This is a genomic window from Paenisporosarcina sp. (genome assembly GCF_057785155.1).
In genome coordinates, this window is the sequence record NZ_JBYNRN010000034.1 from 86,322 (window position 1) to 104,757 (window position 18,436).

Annotated in this window: 20 protein-coding genes; 4 read left to right on the top strand and 16 right to left on the bottom strand. The window is 36.2% G+C overall.

Going from position 1 to position 18,436, the window contains the following annotated elements; translation table 11 throughout:
- Window positions 1-477: 477 nt before the first annotated feature.
- The 6 genes from AC3EA5_RS12805 to AC3EA5_RS12830 all read right to left on the bottom strand — a co-directional run bounded on the left by AC3EA5_RS12805 (window position 478) and on the right by AC3EA5_RS12830 (window position 5,716).
- Window positions 478-1,782, bottom strand: coding sequence for a pyrimidine-nucleoside phosphorylase (locus AC3EA5_RS12805; protein ID WP_488608690.1), 1,305 nt, complete (start codon window positions 1,780-1,782; stop codon window positions 478-480).
- A 17-nt stretch (window positions 1,783-1,799) separates the two neighbouring features.
- Complete coding sequence (gene deoB, locus AC3EA5_RS12810) at window positions 1,800-2,984, bottom strand: phosphopentomutase (protein ID WP_488608691.1); 1,185 nt, start codon at window positions 2,982-2,984, stop codon at window positions 1,800-1,802.
- 84 nt (window positions 2,985-3,068) lie between these two features.
- A complete protein-coding gene (gene xerD, locus AC3EA5_RS12815; RefSeq protein WP_488608707.1) occupies window positions 3,069-3,962 on the bottom strand; it encodes a site-specific tyrosine recombinase XerD in 894 nt (297 codons plus the stop codon).
- Between the two features lie 66 nt (window positions 3,963-4,028).
- Window positions 4,029-4,496: a ferric iron uptake transcriptional regulator gene (gene fur, locus AC3EA5_RS12820; RefSeq protein WP_394187482.1), complete on the bottom strand. Its 468-nt coding sequence runs from the start codon at window positions 4,494-4,496 to the stop codon at window positions 4,029-4,031.
- A gap of 107 nt (window positions 4,497-4,603) precedes the next feature.
- Complete coding sequence (locus tag AC3EA5_RS12825) at window positions 4,604-5,119, bottom strand: hypothetical protein (protein WP_488608692.1); 516 nt, start codon at window positions 5,117-5,119, stop codon at window positions 4,604-4,606.
- Between the two features lie 48 nt (window positions 5,120-5,167).
- Window positions 5,168-5,716, bottom strand: a complete 549-nt coding sequence (locus AC3EA5_RS12830) for an NUDIX hydrolase (protein ID WP_488608693.1) — start codon at window positions 5,714-5,716, stop codon at window positions 5,168-5,170.
- A 70-nt stretch (window positions 5,717-5,786) separates the two neighbouring features.
- On the opposite strand from AC3EA5_RS12830, the gene AC3EA5_RS12835 reads away from it, so the two are divergent.
- The gene (locus tag AC3EA5_RS12835) at window positions 5,787-6,689 is read left to right on the top strand and encodes an aldo/keto reductase (RefSeq protein ID WP_488608694.1); all 903 of its coding nucleotides are present in this window, start codon (window positions 5,787-5,789) and stop codon (window positions 6,687-6,689) included.
- Between the two features lie 108 nt (window positions 6,690-6,797).
- Here AC3EA5_RS12835 and AC3EA5_RS12840 read toward each other — a convergent pair whose 3' ends face one another.
- Window positions 6,798-7,052, bottom strand: coding sequence for a YqkE family protein (locus AC3EA5_RS12840; RefSeq protein WP_488608695.1), 255 nt, complete (start codon window positions 7,050-7,052; stop codon window positions 6,798-6,800).
- A gap of 15 nt (window positions 7,053-7,067) precedes the next feature.
- The gene (locus AC3EA5_RS12845; protein WP_488608696.1) at window positions 7,068-8,255 is read right to left on the bottom strand and encodes an acetyl-CoA C-acetyltransferase; all 1,188 of its coding nucleotides are present in this window, start codon (window positions 8,253-8,255) and stop codon (window positions 7,068-7,070) included.
- Window positions 8,256-8,337: 82 nt separating this feature from the next.
- Between AC3EA5_RS12845 and AC3EA5_RS12850 the strand changes: the two genes are divergently transcribed.
- Together AC3EA5_RS12850 and AC3EA5_RS12855 are read left to right on the top strand one after the other, a co-directional pair.
- Window positions 8,338-9,240 (top strand): hydroxymethylglutaryl-CoA lyase, encoded by a 903-nt coding sequence (locus AC3EA5_RS12850; protein WP_488608697.1) that lies wholly within the window; start codon window positions 8,338-8,340, stop codon window positions 9,238-9,240.
- A gap of 11 nt (window positions 9,241-9,251) precedes the next feature.
- The gene (locus AC3EA5_RS12855; RefSeq protein ID WP_488608698.1) at window positions 9,252-10,184 is read left to right on the top strand and encodes an alpha/beta hydrolase; all 933 of its coding nucleotides are present in this window, start codon (window positions 9,252-9,254) and stop codon (window positions 10,182-10,184) included.
- 27 nt (window positions 10,185-10,211) lie between these two features.
- On the opposite strand, the gene AC3EA5_RS12860 is transcribed toward AC3EA5_RS12855, so the two are convergent.
- The 6 genes from AC3EA5_RS12860 to yneA all read right to left on the bottom strand — a co-directional run bounded on the left by AC3EA5_RS12860 (window position 10,212) and on the right by yneA (window position 14,470).
- The gene (locus AC3EA5_RS12860; protein WP_394187474.1) at window positions 10,212-10,430 is read right to left on the bottom strand and encodes a YneF family protein; all 219 of its coding nucleotides are present in this window, start codon (window positions 10,428-10,430) and stop codon (window positions 10,212-10,214) included.
- Between the two features lie 79 nt (window positions 10,431-10,509).
- Window positions 10,510-10,965, bottom strand: a complete 456-nt coding sequence (sirA, locus tag AC3EA5_RS12865; protein WP_488608699.1) for a sporulation inhibitor of replication protein SirA — start codon at window positions 10,963-10,965, stop codon at window positions 10,510-10,512.
- A 132-nt stretch (window positions 10,966-11,097) separates the two neighbouring features.
- Window positions 11,098-13,104 carry a transketolase gene (gene tkt, locus AC3EA5_RS12870; RefSeq protein WP_488608700.1) on the bottom strand — a complete coding sequence of 669 codons (2,007 nt, stop codon included), beginning with the start codon at window positions 13,102-13,104 and terminating at the stop codon, window positions 11,098-11,100.
- Window positions 13,105-13,191: 87 nt separating this feature from the next.
- Window positions 13,192-13,425, bottom strand: a complete 234-nt coding sequence (locus AC3EA5_RS12875; RefSeq protein WP_394187471.1) for a DUF896 domain-containing protein — start codon at window positions 13,423-13,425, stop codon at window positions 13,192-13,194.
- Window positions 13,426-13,493: 68 nt separating this feature from the next.
- Entirely contained in the window at window positions 13,494-14,156 is a 663-nt protein-coding gene (locus AC3EA5_RS12880) for a YneB family resolvase-like protein (RefSeq protein WP_488608701.1), read from the bottom strand.
- On the bottom strand, window positions 14,153-14,470 hold the full coding sequence (gene yneA / locus AC3EA5_RS12885; protein ID WP_488608702.1) for a cell division suppressor protein YneA: 318 nt from the start codon (window positions 14,468-14,470) through the stop codon (window positions 14,153-14,155). The genes AC3EA5_RS12880 and yneA overlap by 4 nt, the downstream gene beginning before the upstream one ends.
- A 168-nt stretch (window positions 14,471-14,638) precedes the next feature.
- Here yneA and lexA point away from each other — a divergent pair, with 168 nt between their 5' ends.
- Window positions 14,639-15,259 carry a transcriptional repressor LexA gene (lexA, locus tag AC3EA5_RS12890; protein WP_394187468.1) on the top strand — a complete coding sequence of 207 codons (621 nt, stop codon included), beginning with the start codon at window positions 14,639-14,641 and terminating at the stop codon, window positions 15,257-15,259.
- A 650-nt stretch (window positions 15,260-15,909) separates the two neighbouring features.
- On the opposite strand, the gene AC3EA5_RS12895 is transcribed toward lexA, so the two are convergent.
- Complete coding sequence (locus AC3EA5_RS12895; RefSeq protein WP_488608703.1) at window positions 15,910-16,761, bottom strand: DNA adenine methylase; 852 nt, start codon at window positions 16,759-16,761, stop codon at window positions 15,910-15,912.
- A 34-nt stretch (window positions 16,762-16,795) separates the two neighbouring features.
- A complete protein-coding gene (locus AC3EA5_RS12900) occupies window positions 16,796-18,208 on the bottom strand; it encodes a hypothetical protein (RefSeq protein ID WP_488608704.1) in 1,413 nt (470 codons plus the stop codon).
- Window positions 18,209-18,436: the final 228 nt, after the last annotated feature.

An 18,436-nucleotide genomic window follows, 5' to 3' on the forward strand; every position in this document is an offset into this window, starting at 1 on the left:
CTGAACCTGAATAAAAATAAAATGATTGATTTCCATATCAATGGATGCTTTCCTGGAAGGCAAACACCGAGCGACTCTCCACTAACAGAAACACCTGCCTAGCGGAGCGGGCATGGCTAATTTGGGCTGCACGCGTAGCTTTCGCAACCTTTTCGGTTGATTAGCCTTTCTTCGGAGATTGTGCTACCTCAACAATTACAACTGATGGCGATTTTTCTAACCAAGAATGCCTTTTTTCTAACTGAGAATCCCCTAATTCTAACCGAGATCGCCAAATCTTTAACTGAGCGAACATTCACCAACAGAAATACCTGCTTAGCGGAGCGGTCAGGACTAATTAGGGCTGCTTGCTCTGCTTTCGGAGCCCTTCTGTTGTTGGATAGCCTTCATCTGAGATTTCATTTCCTTATAGACACAAAAAAGAGGTGTTCTAAAAGTCACTTTTCACGACTTCCGAAACACCTCTTCTTACTTATTTTATTCGGTAATAATTTCTTCGATTAAGTTTGGTGGTGTAACAGGTTCTGCAGAGAACTCAATATGCTTATACAAAATCTCCAAAACCTGCTGGATGTTTTCTGTGTTTGCGTGAATGGTTGCTAATGATTCCCCCGCTTCCACTGAATCCCCTACTTTTTTGTGAAGAACAATACCTACAGCTAAATCTATTTCGGATTCTTTGGTCGCTCTTCCAGCACCTAGTAACATCGCCGCCGTTCCTACTTCGTCAGCTTCGATGAATGACACAAATCCACTTTCCTTTGAAGGGACTTCGAATGTAAATGCTGCTTGAGGGAGTAATTCAGGTTGATCCACAACTGCTGGATTTCCTCCTTGAGCTTGAATGAAGTCTTTAAAGACTTCTAATGCTTTTCCATTTTCAATCACTTCAAGAAGCATTTTTCTCGCTTCATCTAAATCTTTCGCTTTTCCACCAACAACAACCATTTGGCTTCCAAGAACTAAACAAAGTTCCGTTAAATCGGCAGGACCTTTACCTCGCAATGTATCAATTGCTTCTTTCACTTCTAAAGCATTTCCAATTGCAAAACCTAGAGGTTGACTCATATCTGAAATAATCGCCATTGTTTGTCTACCAACGTTATTTCCAATTTGAACCATCGCTTTAGCTAAGGCTCTCGAATCTTCAACCGTTTTCATAAATGCACCTTCACCCGTTTTAACGTCTAAAACGATTGCGTCAGCACCTGCAGCAATTTTTTTACTCATGATTGAACTAGCGATTAACGGAATGCTATTCACAGTACCTGTCACGTCGCGTAAAGCATAAAGCTTTTTATCGGCCGGTGTTAAGTTACCACTTTGTCCAATAACAGCTAATTTAAACTCATTCACTTGTTTTGTAAATTGCTCGGTCGTTAATTCGACATGGAATCCTTCAATTGCTTCTAATTTATCAATTGTTCCTCCGGTATGTCCTAAGCCACGACCACTCATTTTAGCTACAGGAACACCACAAGCCGCAACTAATGGACCAAGGACAAGTGTTGTTGTATCGCCAACACCGCCAGTAGAATGCTTATCTACTTTAATACCTTCTATTTCAGTCAAATGAATTTGATCTCCTGATTCGACCATCGCAAGAGTTAAATCAGCTCGCTCTTGATCGTTCATATCTTGGAAATATATAGCCATTAATAACGCACTAACTTGATAATCCGGGATTTCACCTTTTGTATATTCATTAATGAAAAAACGAATTTCTTCATTCGTTAATGCAGATCCGTCTCTTTTCTTTTCTATTAAATCCACCATTCTCATGAATGATCACCTATCCTCTATTTTAAATATGAAAGAAAACTACGACCGAATTTCGGCATTGGCACTTGGAAGTTTTCTGCAATTGTAGCACCTATATCAGCAAACGTTTCACTTGCAGGAAGTTCAGTTCCTTTAGTAAATCTTGGTGAGTATGCTAAAACCGGTACAAATTCACGTGTATGATCCGTTCCTTCAAATGTTGGATCATTTCCATGGTCCGCAGTAATAATAAGTAAGTCGTCATTTGTTAACGCTTCTAAAACTTCTGGAAGTCTTGCATCGAATGCCTCTAATGCCTCACCGTATCCTATTGGATCACGACGATGTCCATAAAGAGCGTCAAAATCAACTAAATTCAGGAAACTAATGCCATGGAAAGGTTTTCGAACAACTTCATTTAATTTGTCCATTCCATCCATATTGTCTTTTGTTCTTAATGATTCAGTTACGCCTTCACCATTGTAAATATCAGCAATTTTACCGATTGCAATGACATCATAATTAGCGTCTTGAAGTTCATTCATCACCGTGCGTTCAAATGGTTTTAAAGCATAGTCATGACGATTTGTTGTACGTTTGAAGTTACCTGGCTCTCCTAAAAACGGACGAGCGATAATTCGGCCTACTAAAAATTCAGGTGATAATGTTAATTCACGAGCAATTTCACAAATTTGGTAAAGTTCTTCTAACGGAACGACCTCTTCATGTGCAGCGATTTGTAACACAGGGTCAGCTGATGTATAGACGATAATCGCACCCGTTTTCATATGTTCTTCACCAAGTTCGTCTAATATCTCAGTACCACTTGCAGGTTTATTCCCAATGATTTTACGTCCTGTCTTTTCTTCTAATGCTTGAATTAATTCTTGAGGAAATCCATTTGGGTAAACTTTAAAAGGCTTATCAATGTTTAAGCCCATGATTTCCCAGTGTCCAGTCATCGTATCTTTACCTACAGATGCTTCTTGTAACTTACCAAAATGAGCGGTTGGCTTATCCATTGGGGAAATCCCTTTAATCGGTCTAATATTTGATAGACCCAACTTTTCAATATTAGGCATCTTCAGTCCACCCATTCGCTCTGCAATATGTCCGAGCGTATCTGAACCTTCATCTCCGAAGCTTTTAGCATCTGGAGCTTCTCCAATACCTACTGAATCCATTACAACTAAATGTATGCGTTTAAATGTTAGATTTTCCATTAGAATCCTCCTTCAAGCTTATAAATGTATCTTAACAAAAGTTTGGGAATATTACACTTCAGACTTCTGACATGTGCAATTAAATTAAGCTCTAGGATGAAATTTTTTATAAACTTCTTTAAGTCTAGTTTTACTAACATGTGTATAAATTTGAGTAGTGGAAATGTCAGCATGTCCGAGCATTTCTTGAACCGCCCTTAAATCCGCTCCATTTTCAATTAAATGCGTAGCAAAAGAATGTCGTAAAGTATGCGGTGTGATTTCGTTTTTTATCCCTGCTTTTAGCGCGTGTTCTTTTAATAATTTCCAAAACCCTTGTCTAGTTAGTCCAATCCCACGCTGATTAATAAAAAGAGCATCCGTTCGGACTTCTTTTTTAGCTAGTTTTGGTCTACCTTCACGTAAATATTCTTCAACTGCTCCTAAAGCTGTTCGACCTAGTGGAATAATACGTTCTTTGCCACCCTTTCCGTAACATCGAACGAAGCCCATCGTTAAATGTACATCCTCTATTGCAAGCGATATACATTCACTAATACGCATGCCACTTGCATATAGAAGTTCTAACATTGCTCGGTCTCTTAACCCTTGTGGTTTGTTACGATTTGGGGCTTCCAGTAATTCTTCAATTTCTTCAAGCGAAAGGATTTTTGGAAGTGTTCGATCTTGTTGAGGCATTTCTAAATGAACGGTTGGATCACTAGATGAAACCTTTTCTCTAAGCAAAAATTGATGAAATGAACGAATAGATGATATATGCCTAGCCAAAGTTCTTGCCGAATGACCAGATGACTTTAGATTTTGTAAATGAGCTAAGATATGATGTCTTTCAACATCTTCAAGAGACTTAATCTGTTGTGATTCTGTAAGATCGGATATGTAGGATTTTAAATCTTTTTCATATGAAACGAGCGTGTTTTGAGCTAATTGCTTTTCAACTCGTAAAAAATGCAAATAATCTTGAATTGAATCGGTCATATTTGTCGTCATTTATATGTCTCCTTAAACGAAAAAAGGACAGCTAGCAGCTATCCTTGTTAGTCGTTATTTTTCTTCTTCTAAAGGCTTACTTTCATTATCATGACATCTCCAGCAAATACCATGGAATGTTAAGCGATGATCTTTAATTTGGAAGTTCCATCTTTTTTCTACGATTTCTTCCACATCTTCTAGCAAATCCTCCTGGATTTCATCAACAGCACCACATTCAATACAGACTAAGTGGTGATGGAAATGTGCCGCTCCTTCTTGTCTTAAATCATATCTAGAAACACCATCACCGAAATTGATTTTATCAACGACTTTGAGTTCTGTTAATAATTCTAATGTACGATAAACAGTAGCTAATCCAATATCAGGTGCTTTGTTTTTAACAAGAAGGTACACATCTTCAGCGCTTAAATGATCTTCTTCATTTTCTAATAATACTCTAACTGTCGCTTCACGTTGTGGCGTCAGTTTATAGCTCGCACCAGAAAGTTGCTTTTTAATTCGGTCAATACGGCTTTCCATGTGACGCCCCCCTCAAACTTCCTTCATTATAACAAATGAACCTTTCTTTTTTCAAGATAGAGAAAGGCTTATAGATTATAATGATTATTATTATAATTTAATAGAAATTATAATACGTGAATGTAAGGAAGAACAAATAATTCAATTGCGATAATCAATAAGTAGATGCAACCCAATACGCCGATGACCTTTAATTTTTGATTGGTTAACTGAGGATGTAATGCATGTGGCGGGACCATCAAATAGCCAATTAACAATAAAAGGGAGCAATAAAGTAATTGGAATGGAAACCACCATAGCGCATAGGACCAAAATTCAGTCTCTTGAGCAATCAAGTACCCTGAGCAAATCCCCCAAAATACTGATCTCATTGTACCAATCAGCAAAATTATATACCTTAAAATCAAATGAGTAGCAAACAGGAGAAGCAGAAAAATGGATACTAATTGAGGAAGGATAGACGATAACTTACTTGGTACTTTATCATCCAAGATTCTAGGATCCATCCACTTAATCAACTGATTCACTTGTTCATTTGGCATATGCGAAAATAGCCATAGCCCACCTAGATAACCAACAACCAATAATCCTAGTAAATAAATAAGAGGAAAAGAACGGTTCAACATTACCCACCTACCTTTCTCGATAGAGTAATGTATGCATGTCCTACCTTATTTATTTCGTAAATATTCTTTTGTCCACAAAATACTAAAAGCAGTTTTGGCATCATAGATTTCACCATTCGCCATCATTTTTTCTGCTTCTTCGATAGATGTATGGAGAACATCCAAGAATTCATCTTCATCAAGTTGTGCTTTTTCTTCAGGAACATACAAATCTTCAGCTACAAACAAATGAATAATTTCATCTGCAAATCCTGGTGAAGTTGCAAAGCTTTGAATATACGTCAATTTGTGGCAGCCGAATCCTGTCTCCTCTTCTAATTCTCTTCGTGCAGTAACCTCAGGTGATTCACCAGCTTCTAATTTACCAGCTGGCGTTTCAATAATTGAACGTTCAAGGGCTTTCCTATATTGATGCACTAAAAGAATTTTACCCTCGTCCGTTATGGGAATGATTGCAACAGCCCCTGGATGTTTAATTAGCTCTCTTTTTGACGTTTTTCCATTTGGCAATGAAACCTCATCAACTCGCAAGGATATTACTTTCCCATCATATATCGGGGTGGATGTAATTGATTTTTCTTCGTATTTTTTCATATGTATCATCCTTTCTGTTTTACTAATCAGTAGCGTAATTGTACCATGAATGACATGAGGAGGATGCTTAATGAAGAAACGAGAATTAGGTAATAGTGGTATATATGTTTCAGAAATCGGTTTAGGTTGTATGTCCTTACCGACTGATATGAAGGCAGCTAAATACATAGTAGATGCTGCAATTGATCAAGGCATTTCCTATTTTGATACGGCAGATTTATACGATCGAGGAAAGAATGAAGAAGTAGTCGGCCACTCTTTAAAAGGAGTACGAGATCAAGTTATTCTAGCTACAAAAGTCGGCAACAAATGGAATTCTGATGGGTCGAGCTGGTCTTGGGATTCATCAAAGATATATATCAAAAACCAAGTTAAAGAGAGCTTAATGCGATTGCAAACTGATTACATGGATTTGTACCAACTTCATGGCGGAACAATGGATGATAACTTGAATGAAGCAATTGATGCATTTGAAGAGTTAAAAAAAGAAGGTCTTATCCATGCATATGGAATTTCATCGATTCGACCGAATGTCATTAAACACTTTTTAGAGAATAGTCATGCTTCCTCCGTCATGATGCAATATAGTATGCTTGACCGTCGACCTGAAGAGTGGTTTGAAACGATTTCTTCTTATGGTGCTTCAGTGGTTACTCGTGGTTCGCTTGCAAAAGGTTTATTAACAGATGAAGCAATTACACGGGCATCTTCTTCTGAGGGGTATGGGACGTATTCTAAAGCAGAGTTGTTAGAAATGCTTCAGCAATTACAAAGTGACTCAATAGATTTGCATTCAGAAGCTACAGCCTTTGTTCTAAAAAACTCACAAATTTCGAGCATTCTAGCAGGTGCAAGTTCGGTAGATCAATTAAACGAAACAATTCGAGCTTATAAAAGAACTGTCTCCGACGAGCGTTTGCTGGAAGTCTCCCATTTATTAAAACAGGATGTCTATAACGAGCATCGAGATTAAACATATTTTCAATTACTTTTGTTTCTACTAGAAGCATGCGTTTATTTTAAAAAAGAAGAGCGAATCAAAGTGAAGTTATCACTTTGATTCGCTCTTTGCACTATATTTCTAATACTTATTGCCCTTCATACCGTAATCGTCTAGTAATTCTTCGAAGGATTTATTCTTTTCACGTTGTACTCGTTCAAATTGCAATTGAGCTTCACGTTCTTCTTCTTTTAATTTTTCTGCTTCCTGCAATTCTTTCTTAGCCAATTTGAGTTTCTCTAAAACATCCATATTTAAATGTTCCGAATATGATTCTTTTGGCTTCTGTGATGAAGGTGAAGATTGATTTCGTTTTTGTTGTTTCTTTTTCGCCATGTTCTCACCTACTACTTAAGGTCTTTTAATAATTGTTGCCACTCCTTGACCGCCACCGATACAAAGCGTAGCTAGTCCAGTTTTAGCATCTTGTTTAATCATTTCATGTAAAAGTGAAACGAAAATACGAGTACCACTTGCTCCGATTGGATGCCCAAGAGCAATAGCTCCACCATTGACGTTCAATTTTTCATGATTAAATGATAATTCTCGGTCAACTGCAATAGACTGAGCAGCGAAAGCTTCATTGGCTTCCACTAAATCCATATCAGCCATCGATAATCCGGATTTTTGGAAAACATTTTTGACTGCTTGAACTGGTCCAATACCCATTACTGATGGATCAACTCCTGCTGAGGCATTTGCAATAATTGTCGCTAATGGAGTTAATCCTAGTTCATCAGCTTTTTCTTTTGACATAACCACAACAGCAGCTGCACCGTCGTTGATACCAGATGCATTACCAGCTGTTACACTGCCTTCTTTTTTAAATGCAGGTCGTAAACCACCCAGTTTTTCAGCCGTCGATCCTTGTTTCACATACTCATCTGTATCAAAAATAATTGGGTCACCTTTGCGTTGTGGGATTTCTACAGGAACGATTTCTTCTTTAAATTTACCTGCTTCGATCGCCTTCACAGCTCGTTGTTGAGAGCGAGCTGAAAACTCATCTTGTTCTTCACGAGAAATTCCGTAACGGTCACATAAATTTTCAGCTGTAATTCCCATATGGTAATCATTAAACGCACACCATAATCCGTCAGAAATCATACTATCTACGACTTTTTGATCGCCCATACGGAAACCTTCACGAGCATTTTTTAACAGGTAAGGAGCTTGACTCATATTCTCCATACCACCCGCAACAACGATATCAGAATCTCCCGATACAATCGCTTGTGTCGCTAAATGAATTGCTTTAAGACCCGATCCACATACTTTGTTTATCGTCATGGATGGCACTGTATCGGGTAAACCTGCAAAAATGGATGCTTGACGAGCAGGATTTTGTCCAAGCCCGGCTTGAAGAACATTCCCCATAATAACTTCGCTTACTTGTTTTGGTTCAATTCCTGCTTTTACTAACGCTTCTTTTATTACAAGTGCACCTAATTTTGTAGCAGGCACATCTTTAAGTGACCCTTGAAATGAACCGATTGCTGTACGAACTGCACTGACAATTACAACTTCTTTTGTCGACATGAAAATCCTCCTTCAACCCTTATGTAAAATATATTTGCTAGAGACACCATCCCATCATTACAATAGAGGTAGGAGGGATGATATGTTTAGTTTACCAAACAATGTGACAATTATCGAGGTAGGTCCGCGTGATGGGCTTCAAAATGAAAAAAATCAAGTATCGACAGAGACAAAATTAGAATTCATACATTCTTTACAAGACGCAGGCATTCAAGAAATGGAAATCACATCATTTGTATCTCCAAAATGGGTACCACAAATGGCTGATTCTTCTCAAATTGTTCAACTTAGTTCAAAAAAAGGGCGACAAATTGTTCTAACACCAAACGAAAAAGGAATAGAACGTGCGCTTGAAGTTGGTGCTGATTCCCTTGCTGTATTTGTCGGTGTGAGCAATACCTTTAACTTAAAAAACATTAACAAAACGACTGAACAAAGCATGCAGGATTTAAAACCGGTCATAACGAAATTAAAAGAACAAGGAATTTTTATCCGAGCTTGTATCTCTACTGCTTTTTATTGTCCTTATGAAGGAAAAATAAATGAAGCAGATACAATAGCATTATGTAAAGAGTTCGCTTCATGGGGTGTTGACGAGCTAAGCGTTGCAGATACTATAGGTATGGCTAATCCAGTAGAGAGTTACCAACTATTTTCTAAATTAGCTGAGCTTTTGCCAAATGTATTGATGACCGCACATTTTCACGATACACGTAAAATGGGCTTAGCTAATATTTTCGCTGCTTTACAAGCTGGAATCACGAGATTTGATACATCTGCTGGAGGTCTTGGCGGCTGTCCATTCGCTCCAGGCGCAACAGGAAATGTGGCAACGGAAGATGTTGTTAACATGTTGCATACAATGAATATAGAGACAGGAATCGATTTAAATCAATTATGTAAAGCAGTTTCAATAATAGAGCCTCATGTTTCTAGACCAATCGACACAGGTATGTATCGACTGTTTGCCATAAATCATTCATAGGAGGAATTATTATGAAGCGTCGCATTCTTTGGGTTACGAGTATTCTGTGGAGTATCTTTACGGCCAGTGCGGCGATTTTTGGTTTTATTTTCACGAATCGTCTCATGTATTTAAAGAAAAAAGATGATGCATTTATTCTTGATCGTGAAATAACTGCGAAGCGATTTGATGAAGTGTGGTTTAATACCGTTCAGAAAACAGAAAAGTGGATTGACAGTCCAAACGGGTATCCGATAAAAGCGATTTTTCTAGAACCTCTGAAAACAACTAATTTTGTCGTCATTTGCCACGGTGTTACTGAGAATAAAATAAATTCAGTTAAATATGCAAGGTTGTTTGAAAGATTAGGTTTTAATTCGGTGGTTTATGATCATAGACGGCATGGGGATTCTGGCGGTAAAACAACGAGTTTTGGCCATTATGAAAAAATGGATTTACAAGCTGTTGTTAATGCTGTTCACGATTATGCTGGCGAAGAAGCTATTATCGGGATACATGGAGAATCTATGGGAGCAGCTACAACTATTTTGTATGCTGGAACAGTTGAAGATCATGCCCATTTCTACATTTCGGATTGTGCTTTTTCAGACTTCACTGATCAATTGCTGTATTTAATGAAAAAAGAAACCCCTTTACGTACGCGATATGCCATTAAATTAGCCGATGTTTTCTTACGAGTTCGAGATGGTTATTCAATGAGACTTGTATCCCCTCGTGAAGCGGTTAAACATATTGAAAAACCGGTCTTATTCATTCATAGCGTTCCAGATGATTTCATTTTGCCGGAAATGACAAAAGAATTATACGAACTGAAAAATGGTCCAAAACAATTAAAACTATTTGATAATGGTCCACATGCGCAATCATTTAATCAAAACCCTGAAGAATATGAACAAACAGTAGCAGATTTTTTATATACGTATGATTTGTTGCCAATTAAATAAAACAGCACTCACAAAGGAGTGCTGTTTTTATTTTTGCATTTTATTCATTTGATTCATCATTTGTTTTACTTGTTTTTCAGACGGTTTACGACCCATTTGAGCCATCATCATGCGAAGCATTTGCTCGTTAACCGGTGGGTTATCTTTTAAATACTTCATCATATATTGACGAGCAGCAAAGAAACCAATTGCAACTCCAGCTGCTAATGCAACAACAATTAAAGTTATAGCTAACCATAATTCCATAATTTCATATCCTCCTTCTTGAAAGTTCCACTGAGAAGTTATCTCCATGAAGGATTATACAGTAAAACACATAATCTTTCTATACGAAGTCTAGAATTTCTGAAAACGAATGCAATGAATCAATTTTAATTGGTTTTAGCCACCCAAATGCATTCTGTTCTTGCTGGAATGCTAAGTAACAATCACATGTATCTGACAAACCAGCAAATAGATCTAAATCTAACATTTGTGAACCTTCACAACTCACGTGTAAATAATAAGGGGAAAAGGACATCTCGATCGACCCCTTTACAGGGTGCTCAAAAAAGATGTGATCCTGATTAAGTGTCATATTCGTAAATACGCGTTGCAAACGTTCTTGAATACATTCTTTCATGTTCTTCGTATTTAAGCTTTCACAAACAAATTTTAACTCTTCAGGCTCTTCCGTAACGAAATGCGATTCATCAAACAGTAATTCATGCAACATTTTCTCTCTACCAATGACAAAGGATTGATATTCTTTTTTGATATGAATTATTTTATATGTGCGCATATTCATTCCCCCGTTTTTTCAATAGTATAAAGGATACTTCAAGAATATTCTGTCGAACGGAGTAAGCTGTTTGTTACTATTTTCAGCGAAAAAAAACAAGTAATGGCGAAATTTAGCCATTACTTGTTTTTACTATTTATTCATTAACGATTTCACACGAGCTACAACATTTTCAACTGAGAAACCAAATTCTTTCATCACTATTTCTCCCGGAGCACTTGCCCCAAATCGATTAATAGCTAAAATACTTCCCTCATCACCAGAGTAGCGTTCCCAACCAAATGGCGTTCCCATTTCAATTGCAAGGCGCTTCTTAATTGTTTTCGGAAGTACCGAATTTTTATATTCAGCATCTTGTTTTTCAAAGCGATCCCAAGAAGGCATTGAAACAACAGCAACATCAATTCCATCTTTCGCTAATTGTTTTTGAGCATCTACTGCTAACGAAACTTCAGAACCTGTCGCTAGAATTAACGCATCCGCTTCTTCTTTAGATGCTGGTGAAACAACATATGCTCCTCTAGCAACCCCTTCTTTAGCTAATGCCGCACTATGTTCAAGTATAGGCAAGTTTTGACGTGAAAGGATAAGTGCTGTCGGCATATCCTTCGAAGAAATGGCAAGTTTCCATGCTTCATTCGATTCGTTACCATCAGCAGGGCGAATAACGGATAGATTTGGCATTGCACGTAATGAAGCCAGTTGTTCTACTGGCTCATGCGTAGGACCATCTTCACCAACAGCTATACTATCGTGTGTAAACACATAAGTAACAGGTAATCCCATTAATGCAGACAAACGAATAGCTGGGCGAACATAGTCACTAAAGACAAAGAATGTTCCACCAAATACACGTAACCCACCATGAAGTGCCATACCATTTAAAGCTGCACCCATCGCAAATTCACGAACGCCAAACCAGATGTTACGGCCTTCATACGAACTTGCTGAGAAATCACCAGCATTTTTAAGATTTGTTTTGTTTGAACCAGCTAAATCTGCACTACCACCGAACAAAGAAGGGACAGTTTTGGCAATTGCATTTAAAGCATCTCCAGATGTCGAACGTGTAGCATGAGAAGTTCCAACTTCGAATACTGGGAACTCGGAATCGTAGTTTTCAGGTAAATCCCCTTTAATCGCTAATTGTAATTGAGCTGCTAATTCAGGGAACTCTGATTTGTATGCATCAAATGAAGCATTCCATGAAGCTTCATTGTCGCCGCCTAATTTTTGGGCAGCTTCTTTGAATGTAGCGTAAACTTCATCAGGTACATGGAAGTCTTCTTCAAAAGTCCATTTGTACCCTTCTTTCGTTAATAAAATCTCATCTTTCCCTAATGGCGCACCATGAACATCTGATTTCCCAGATTTATTTGGCGAACCAAATCCAATAATTGTTTTAACTTCAATTAAAGTTGGTTGACCTTTATGGTTTTTCGCTGATTCAATTGCGTTATTTAAATCTTCAATCGAATTTCCATCAGCTACATGTATATAATTCCAACCGTTTGACTCAAAACGTTTTTGAATCTTTTCAGAGAACGATTTATTTAAATCACCATCTAATGAAATATCATTACTATCATATAATACAATCAGTTTATCTAATTCTAAATGCCCTGCAAGAGAAATAGCTTCTGCTGCAACACCTTCCATCAAATCACCGTCACCACATAAAGCATATGTGTAATGGTCAACCACTTGATGGTTTGGTTTGTTATATACAGCAGCCAAGTGTCTCTCGGCCATTGCCATACCTACAGACATAGCAATACCTTGCCCTAAAGGACCAGTTGTCGCTTCAACTCCAGAAGTATGTCCAACTTCAGGATGTCCTGGAGTCTTAGAATTCCACTGACGGAAATTTTTAATTTCTTCCATCGGTAAGTCGTACCCACCTAGGTGCAATAAACTATATAGCAACATTGAACCATGACCAGCAGAAAGAACAAATCGGTCACGATTAAACCATGTTGGATTTTCAGGATTATGACGTAAATGTTTTGTCCAAAGGGTATAAGCCATTGGTGCAGCACCCATAGGTAAACCTGGATGACCTGAATTTGCTTTTTCGATTGCATCAATGGATAACGTACGAATAGTATTAATAGCTAACTGATCTGCTTGTTGAGTCATAAACGACACCCTTTCTGAAACTAAGTTTTCTTCTTCTCTTAGTGTAGTCAACTTTGAGCATGCTGACAATGCTAACTGAGATGTTGATTAATTTAAAAACTTTTTAGATTTTGTTGCTTTTACTTTATCAGGTGTCACATCATTGCCTTCAGGATCAATAACTTTAACATGTTCAATCGTATCTCTCATTGTAGATCTAAAAGTTTCTAGATATTCTTTTCGGAGATTCGTTTGTTCCTTAGCTTCTTCCATTGTTAAGCCGCTTGTTTTTGACTTTTTAGATAGTTCATTGATTCTTTGGAGTTTTTCCGGTGATAACATAAATATTCACGCCTTTCTTAAATTAACCTTTATTAAAGGTATGCAAAAAAGACTTGAAGCGCAAGCATTTAGCCTTCAAGTCTTTCGGAATATTCAATATATCGACGATGAACAGTTGCTTTACTAACCGAGTATCCAAACCCTCTAAGTGTTGACGCAATTTCTTCATATGTTAACCCATTCTTTCGAAGATTTACAATTTCTTGGATTGGGATATCTTTTCTTTCTCTACCTTCTGGATTGCCTTGATTTTTTAAGTTCTTCTCAGGTTTGAAACCATGAGTAACAGCTCGCTTCATTCCTCTTCTAATTTTAGCGTTATGAAGCTTACGTTGATATTCCTCAACTAATGCCAATATCTCTAGCATCATCGAGTCCATCTCGTTCATTTGCAGTGAACCACCATCATTTATTGAAACAACTTGTACATTCGTTTTCTTTAATAAATGCAAAACAGCCATTCTAGAGTTACCTCTCCCGAGTCGAGTCTCGTCTTGAATGCAAACAACTGAAATGCTATGTTCCTTTACGTAATCTAACATTTCAAGCAAGCCTTCTCTTTCAACAGAATAGCCACTGTGTTGATCTGAGAATGTTTCTTTTACAAAGTAATTATTGTCTGCTGCAAATATCCTTAATTCTTCTTCTTGTCTAATTAAGGATTTTTCTTGCGTCTCTTTATCCGTACTAACACGTGAATATATAACTGCTGTTTTCACTGAATTGTTCATTCAGTTTCACCAGCTAATTCAACACCATGATCTGGAGCATATTGATGTAAGGTTTCAGGAATTTTTAAAACATCACCAGTTTGAATCATTTGAGTAGGTAAATGATTAGCAGCCATTACTTCCGCAATCCATGCTTCTTTAGGAATCTTTCCTCTATATTGATCAGACAATGACCAAAGAGTATCACCGTCATTAATAAAAATTTCATTATATGTTTCATTAGTTTCTACTATATTCGTTACAAATAAGATTGAACAAACAAATACCACACCTATTAGCAAAGTAATAAATTGATTATTTTTTATCCATATCATTGTAAATCCCTCCAAACAGAATGTGTGTTCGTAATTTATAAATTAACTATAAACCGAACACTTGTTTCTTGTCAACAAATAATTAGAACCTATGTTTGCATTTTTCATTCTGAATTGATATACTATCTTTAGTTAAAGACATTATTATAGACAAAAGAGGTGAACCAGTTGAAAAAAGTATCTAAGCGTCAAGAAGATATTTTAACTTTCATTAAAGATGAGGTACGTAAAAAAGGGTATCCGCCTTCCGTTAGAGAAATTGGTGAAGCTGTTGGTTTAGCTTCTAGTTCTACAGTTCATGGGCATTTAGCTCGATTAGAAAGTAAAGGTCTCATACGTCGAGATCCAACAAAACCTAGAGCAATTGAAATACTAGATTTAGATGAATTCGCTTCGTTAAGCCCAAGTGTTCTACACGTCCCACTTATCGGTAAAGTTACTGCTGGTTTACCTATTACAGCGATTGAAAACATAGAAGAGTTCTTCCCTCTGCCGAATACATTTGGATCAACAGAAGATAACTTATTTATGCTTGAAATCATGGGAGATAGTATGATTGAAGCAGGAATATTAAATGGAGATTATGTTGTCGTAAAACAACAACAATCAGCTAATAACGGGGAAATCGTCGTTGCTATGACAGAGGATGACGAAGCTACTGTTAAACGCTTCTTCAAAGAAAAATCGTATTTCCGATTACAGCCTGAAAACTCATCTATGGAACCTATTATCGTGAATCAAGTATCTATTTTAGGTAAAGTAGTTGGCGTATACCGACATATTCATTAATACATCAAACCATCTACCTTTAAAGGAGATGGTTTTTTATTAATCTCTATTGAATTTACGAGATAAAAATGCTATAGTATTAACGAGCCGATATCATGCTGACTGACATTTTCATCCTCAGTCAGCCAATATTATTTTTTTGTGGAAAGAGACCCAATCAACCACCCTTCTGGGATGTTGATTGGGTCTCTTTATTTTGATACGTTTTCATGATTAGTCGTAATAGATTGGATTTCCTCGGTGATGCATTCATATGACCTTCATTACTTTCTAATTTCATCTTTAATAATCAAGAACAAAAAAGAGATGAAGCGATTTCGCTTCATCTCTTTCTTTATTAATACATTTTCAAATACTGCTCGCGTTCCCATGGGTGTACAGATGTGCGGAACATGTTCTAACTTTATATATGCTTATTTACATTAATTAAATCCACTTTTTTTTCGTATTCTTAATTTACTCTAGTGTATAATTACGTAAGCTTTTAATATTATTGGGGAGAACGCGGGGGGTTATTCATGGGGTAATAGACTCATTCACATTAATCCTCCCAATGATAAGAATTTTTAACTTATTACATGCGAACACCTGTTCTTTGTGCAACAATTAAAAAATAGCACCTCATTTGAGATGCCAAAAGCGAGCTATTTTTAGACGATATTCAAAAAAGTATCTATTAGGCCCATATTTATTTTTTTAGAAAAGAACATAAACTCTTGTCCTTTTGATGGAGTAGCGATTGAATAATTAAGATAATATTTCTTATGGTCGTTTTTATAATAAAGCCTTTCAATTTCAGTTGCTACATCATAGGTTAATATCCAGTATTTATTTAACATCCTTGATTTAATTTTTTTTGCCAATTCAACATGGTCTTGATGTTCATAAAAATTGGTATATAAATCTGGCCCTTTGCAGTAATATGGCGGATCAAAAAATGTTAAAGACTTATGGGTGTACTTTATTTCCTTCTCAATAAATTCCAAAGCATCATAATTACAAACTTTTATTTTATCTGAGTATTTAGAAATAGTATAAATTTTTTCGATTATACTTATTTTATTAAATCGACAATCCATTTTATAATTGCCGTTTTGATTTTTTCCACCAATTACTCCAGCCTTAATTATTCCAGATCTATTTGTACGATTTAAAAATAATGTCGAAAAGGCTAAGCTCAATTCATCAACGTAATGTTTTCGGTCTTGTATTGCTCTTTGTTTATACCATTCGTCCATTGTTACTGGAGTAGACTCTATCAAACTGATTAATTCCTGTGGATTTGTTAGGATAGTATTCCACAATGCATAAATACTTCTATCAAAATCATTAATTATTATTTTATCTACATCATTATTAATCAAAAGCCTGATTGCAACGGCTGCCCCACCTGCAAATGGCTCTATATAAGTATTAATATTATTAAGTTGTACCAAATGTCTAACATAATTATAAGTTTTATCTTTTCCACCAGGATATCTAAGCGGGGATAAATTTGCCATAATATCACCTCGAATTCTATTTTACATCAATGAATTATTTATGGCCATTTATTTCTCCAATCATGATTGCAATTGCATCAAACCATCTTCTTTCTATCTCTAGAAGAGCAACTTTTGAAGGGAAACGGTAATTTCCGTGTGTTACCATATTTAGCTCATCTTGATCCCTCTTTGAGTTGGATTCATTTATTATTCTGCTGATAACACCATTTTGTTTTTGTAAATTCTTAAAATTCCCGTTATTATCAGTCGTTGTTTGCAATAAAGTAGCGATTGATAAATCTTTTATATCTTTCTTGTCTTTAATAATTAATTGTAGATTTGTAACTGTTACATATTCTTGTAGAGTACATTCAATTAGAGTTCTGAAAAGAGTAGTAACCGCTAGAGGATAACTATATATATCAGGAATATGATGTAATTCGTGCAGTGCACTACTGATACCTGGATTGGATCCTTTATAATTAATTCCTTGAAAAGGGTACATTCTTCTTTTGGGTTCCCCTTGTCGGCGGGTCGTTGTTCTTGATGGACCTACTAATGGAGTTGGTATTTCAGAAACCGGTTGTTCTCTTTCGATAAGTTCATTTGGAATTACGCTTGGAATATTTTCAGTATAGACTTCTGGAACTTCTGATTTGCTAGGTTCATCATTCTTTAAAATCTCTTCGCTTCCACATTGATTTTTACCTTTTAAATATTCTATAAAGTTTAGTCGATCTTGTTTTGAATGAAAGTCTTTTACTTTGTATTTTTTTTCACTTAAACCTTTTATCACATAGTCGAAAAAGTTTTTTCCCTCTTTGGTTCCAAACTTAATAGATGGTACTTTTTTATCAATGATAATTGAAAATGATTCCCTCATATCGGGATCTCCAAGAATTCGCTCTATGGTAGTGAAGTTATAACCTTCCGTCTTATTTGTTACTATTGAATTAATTAAGTCCAATAAATATCTTCTATAAATATTTTTTCTATCAAATCTTATTTGGCTTTCTGTATCCCAAGATATTCTTCCGGCACCTTCATTAGCACCGGTGTGTTTAAGTGTAATAAAATGTTCTAATAATTCTTCATCTTCCATGATTACACATTGTATTTCAGATATTTCTTTAAAATTATTTTCAGATTTTATTTTTTTTACTCTCTCAATAAATGCTGGTCTATAATTTATACTTTTAGGTACTACGTTAGGATTATTCAGTATTTTTATAGCGGTAATTCTACGATTTCCCTCTTCTACAATATAGCTTCCGTCATCGTCCTTGGTTACAAGCAGATTTTCACTTGGGTCTGTCCCATACTTTGAAATATCCTTCATAAGCTGCTCAATATTACCATTTTCAATAATCAAATTCATCTCTTCTATTTCTGAATCTTGAGGCACATACCTCGGATTGAGTAAGTTAACTTGTATGTCTTCTATTCCTATCATTTTAAACTCCAAAAATCAAAACCCCTTTATGAAAATTTTGTTATTAACTCAATATAACAATTAATTTTAAAATTTATATAAATTCGACAAAACTCGACAAATCGAGTAGAGGGAAAATAAAGTAATTTATTTTCGCCCCTCTCACAACACCGTACGTACGGGTCTCGTATACGGCGCTTCAATTTATATTACAGTGTGTACTTTTAAGTAACGTTCCAAAGCAGAGGGAAGGCCCCTCTG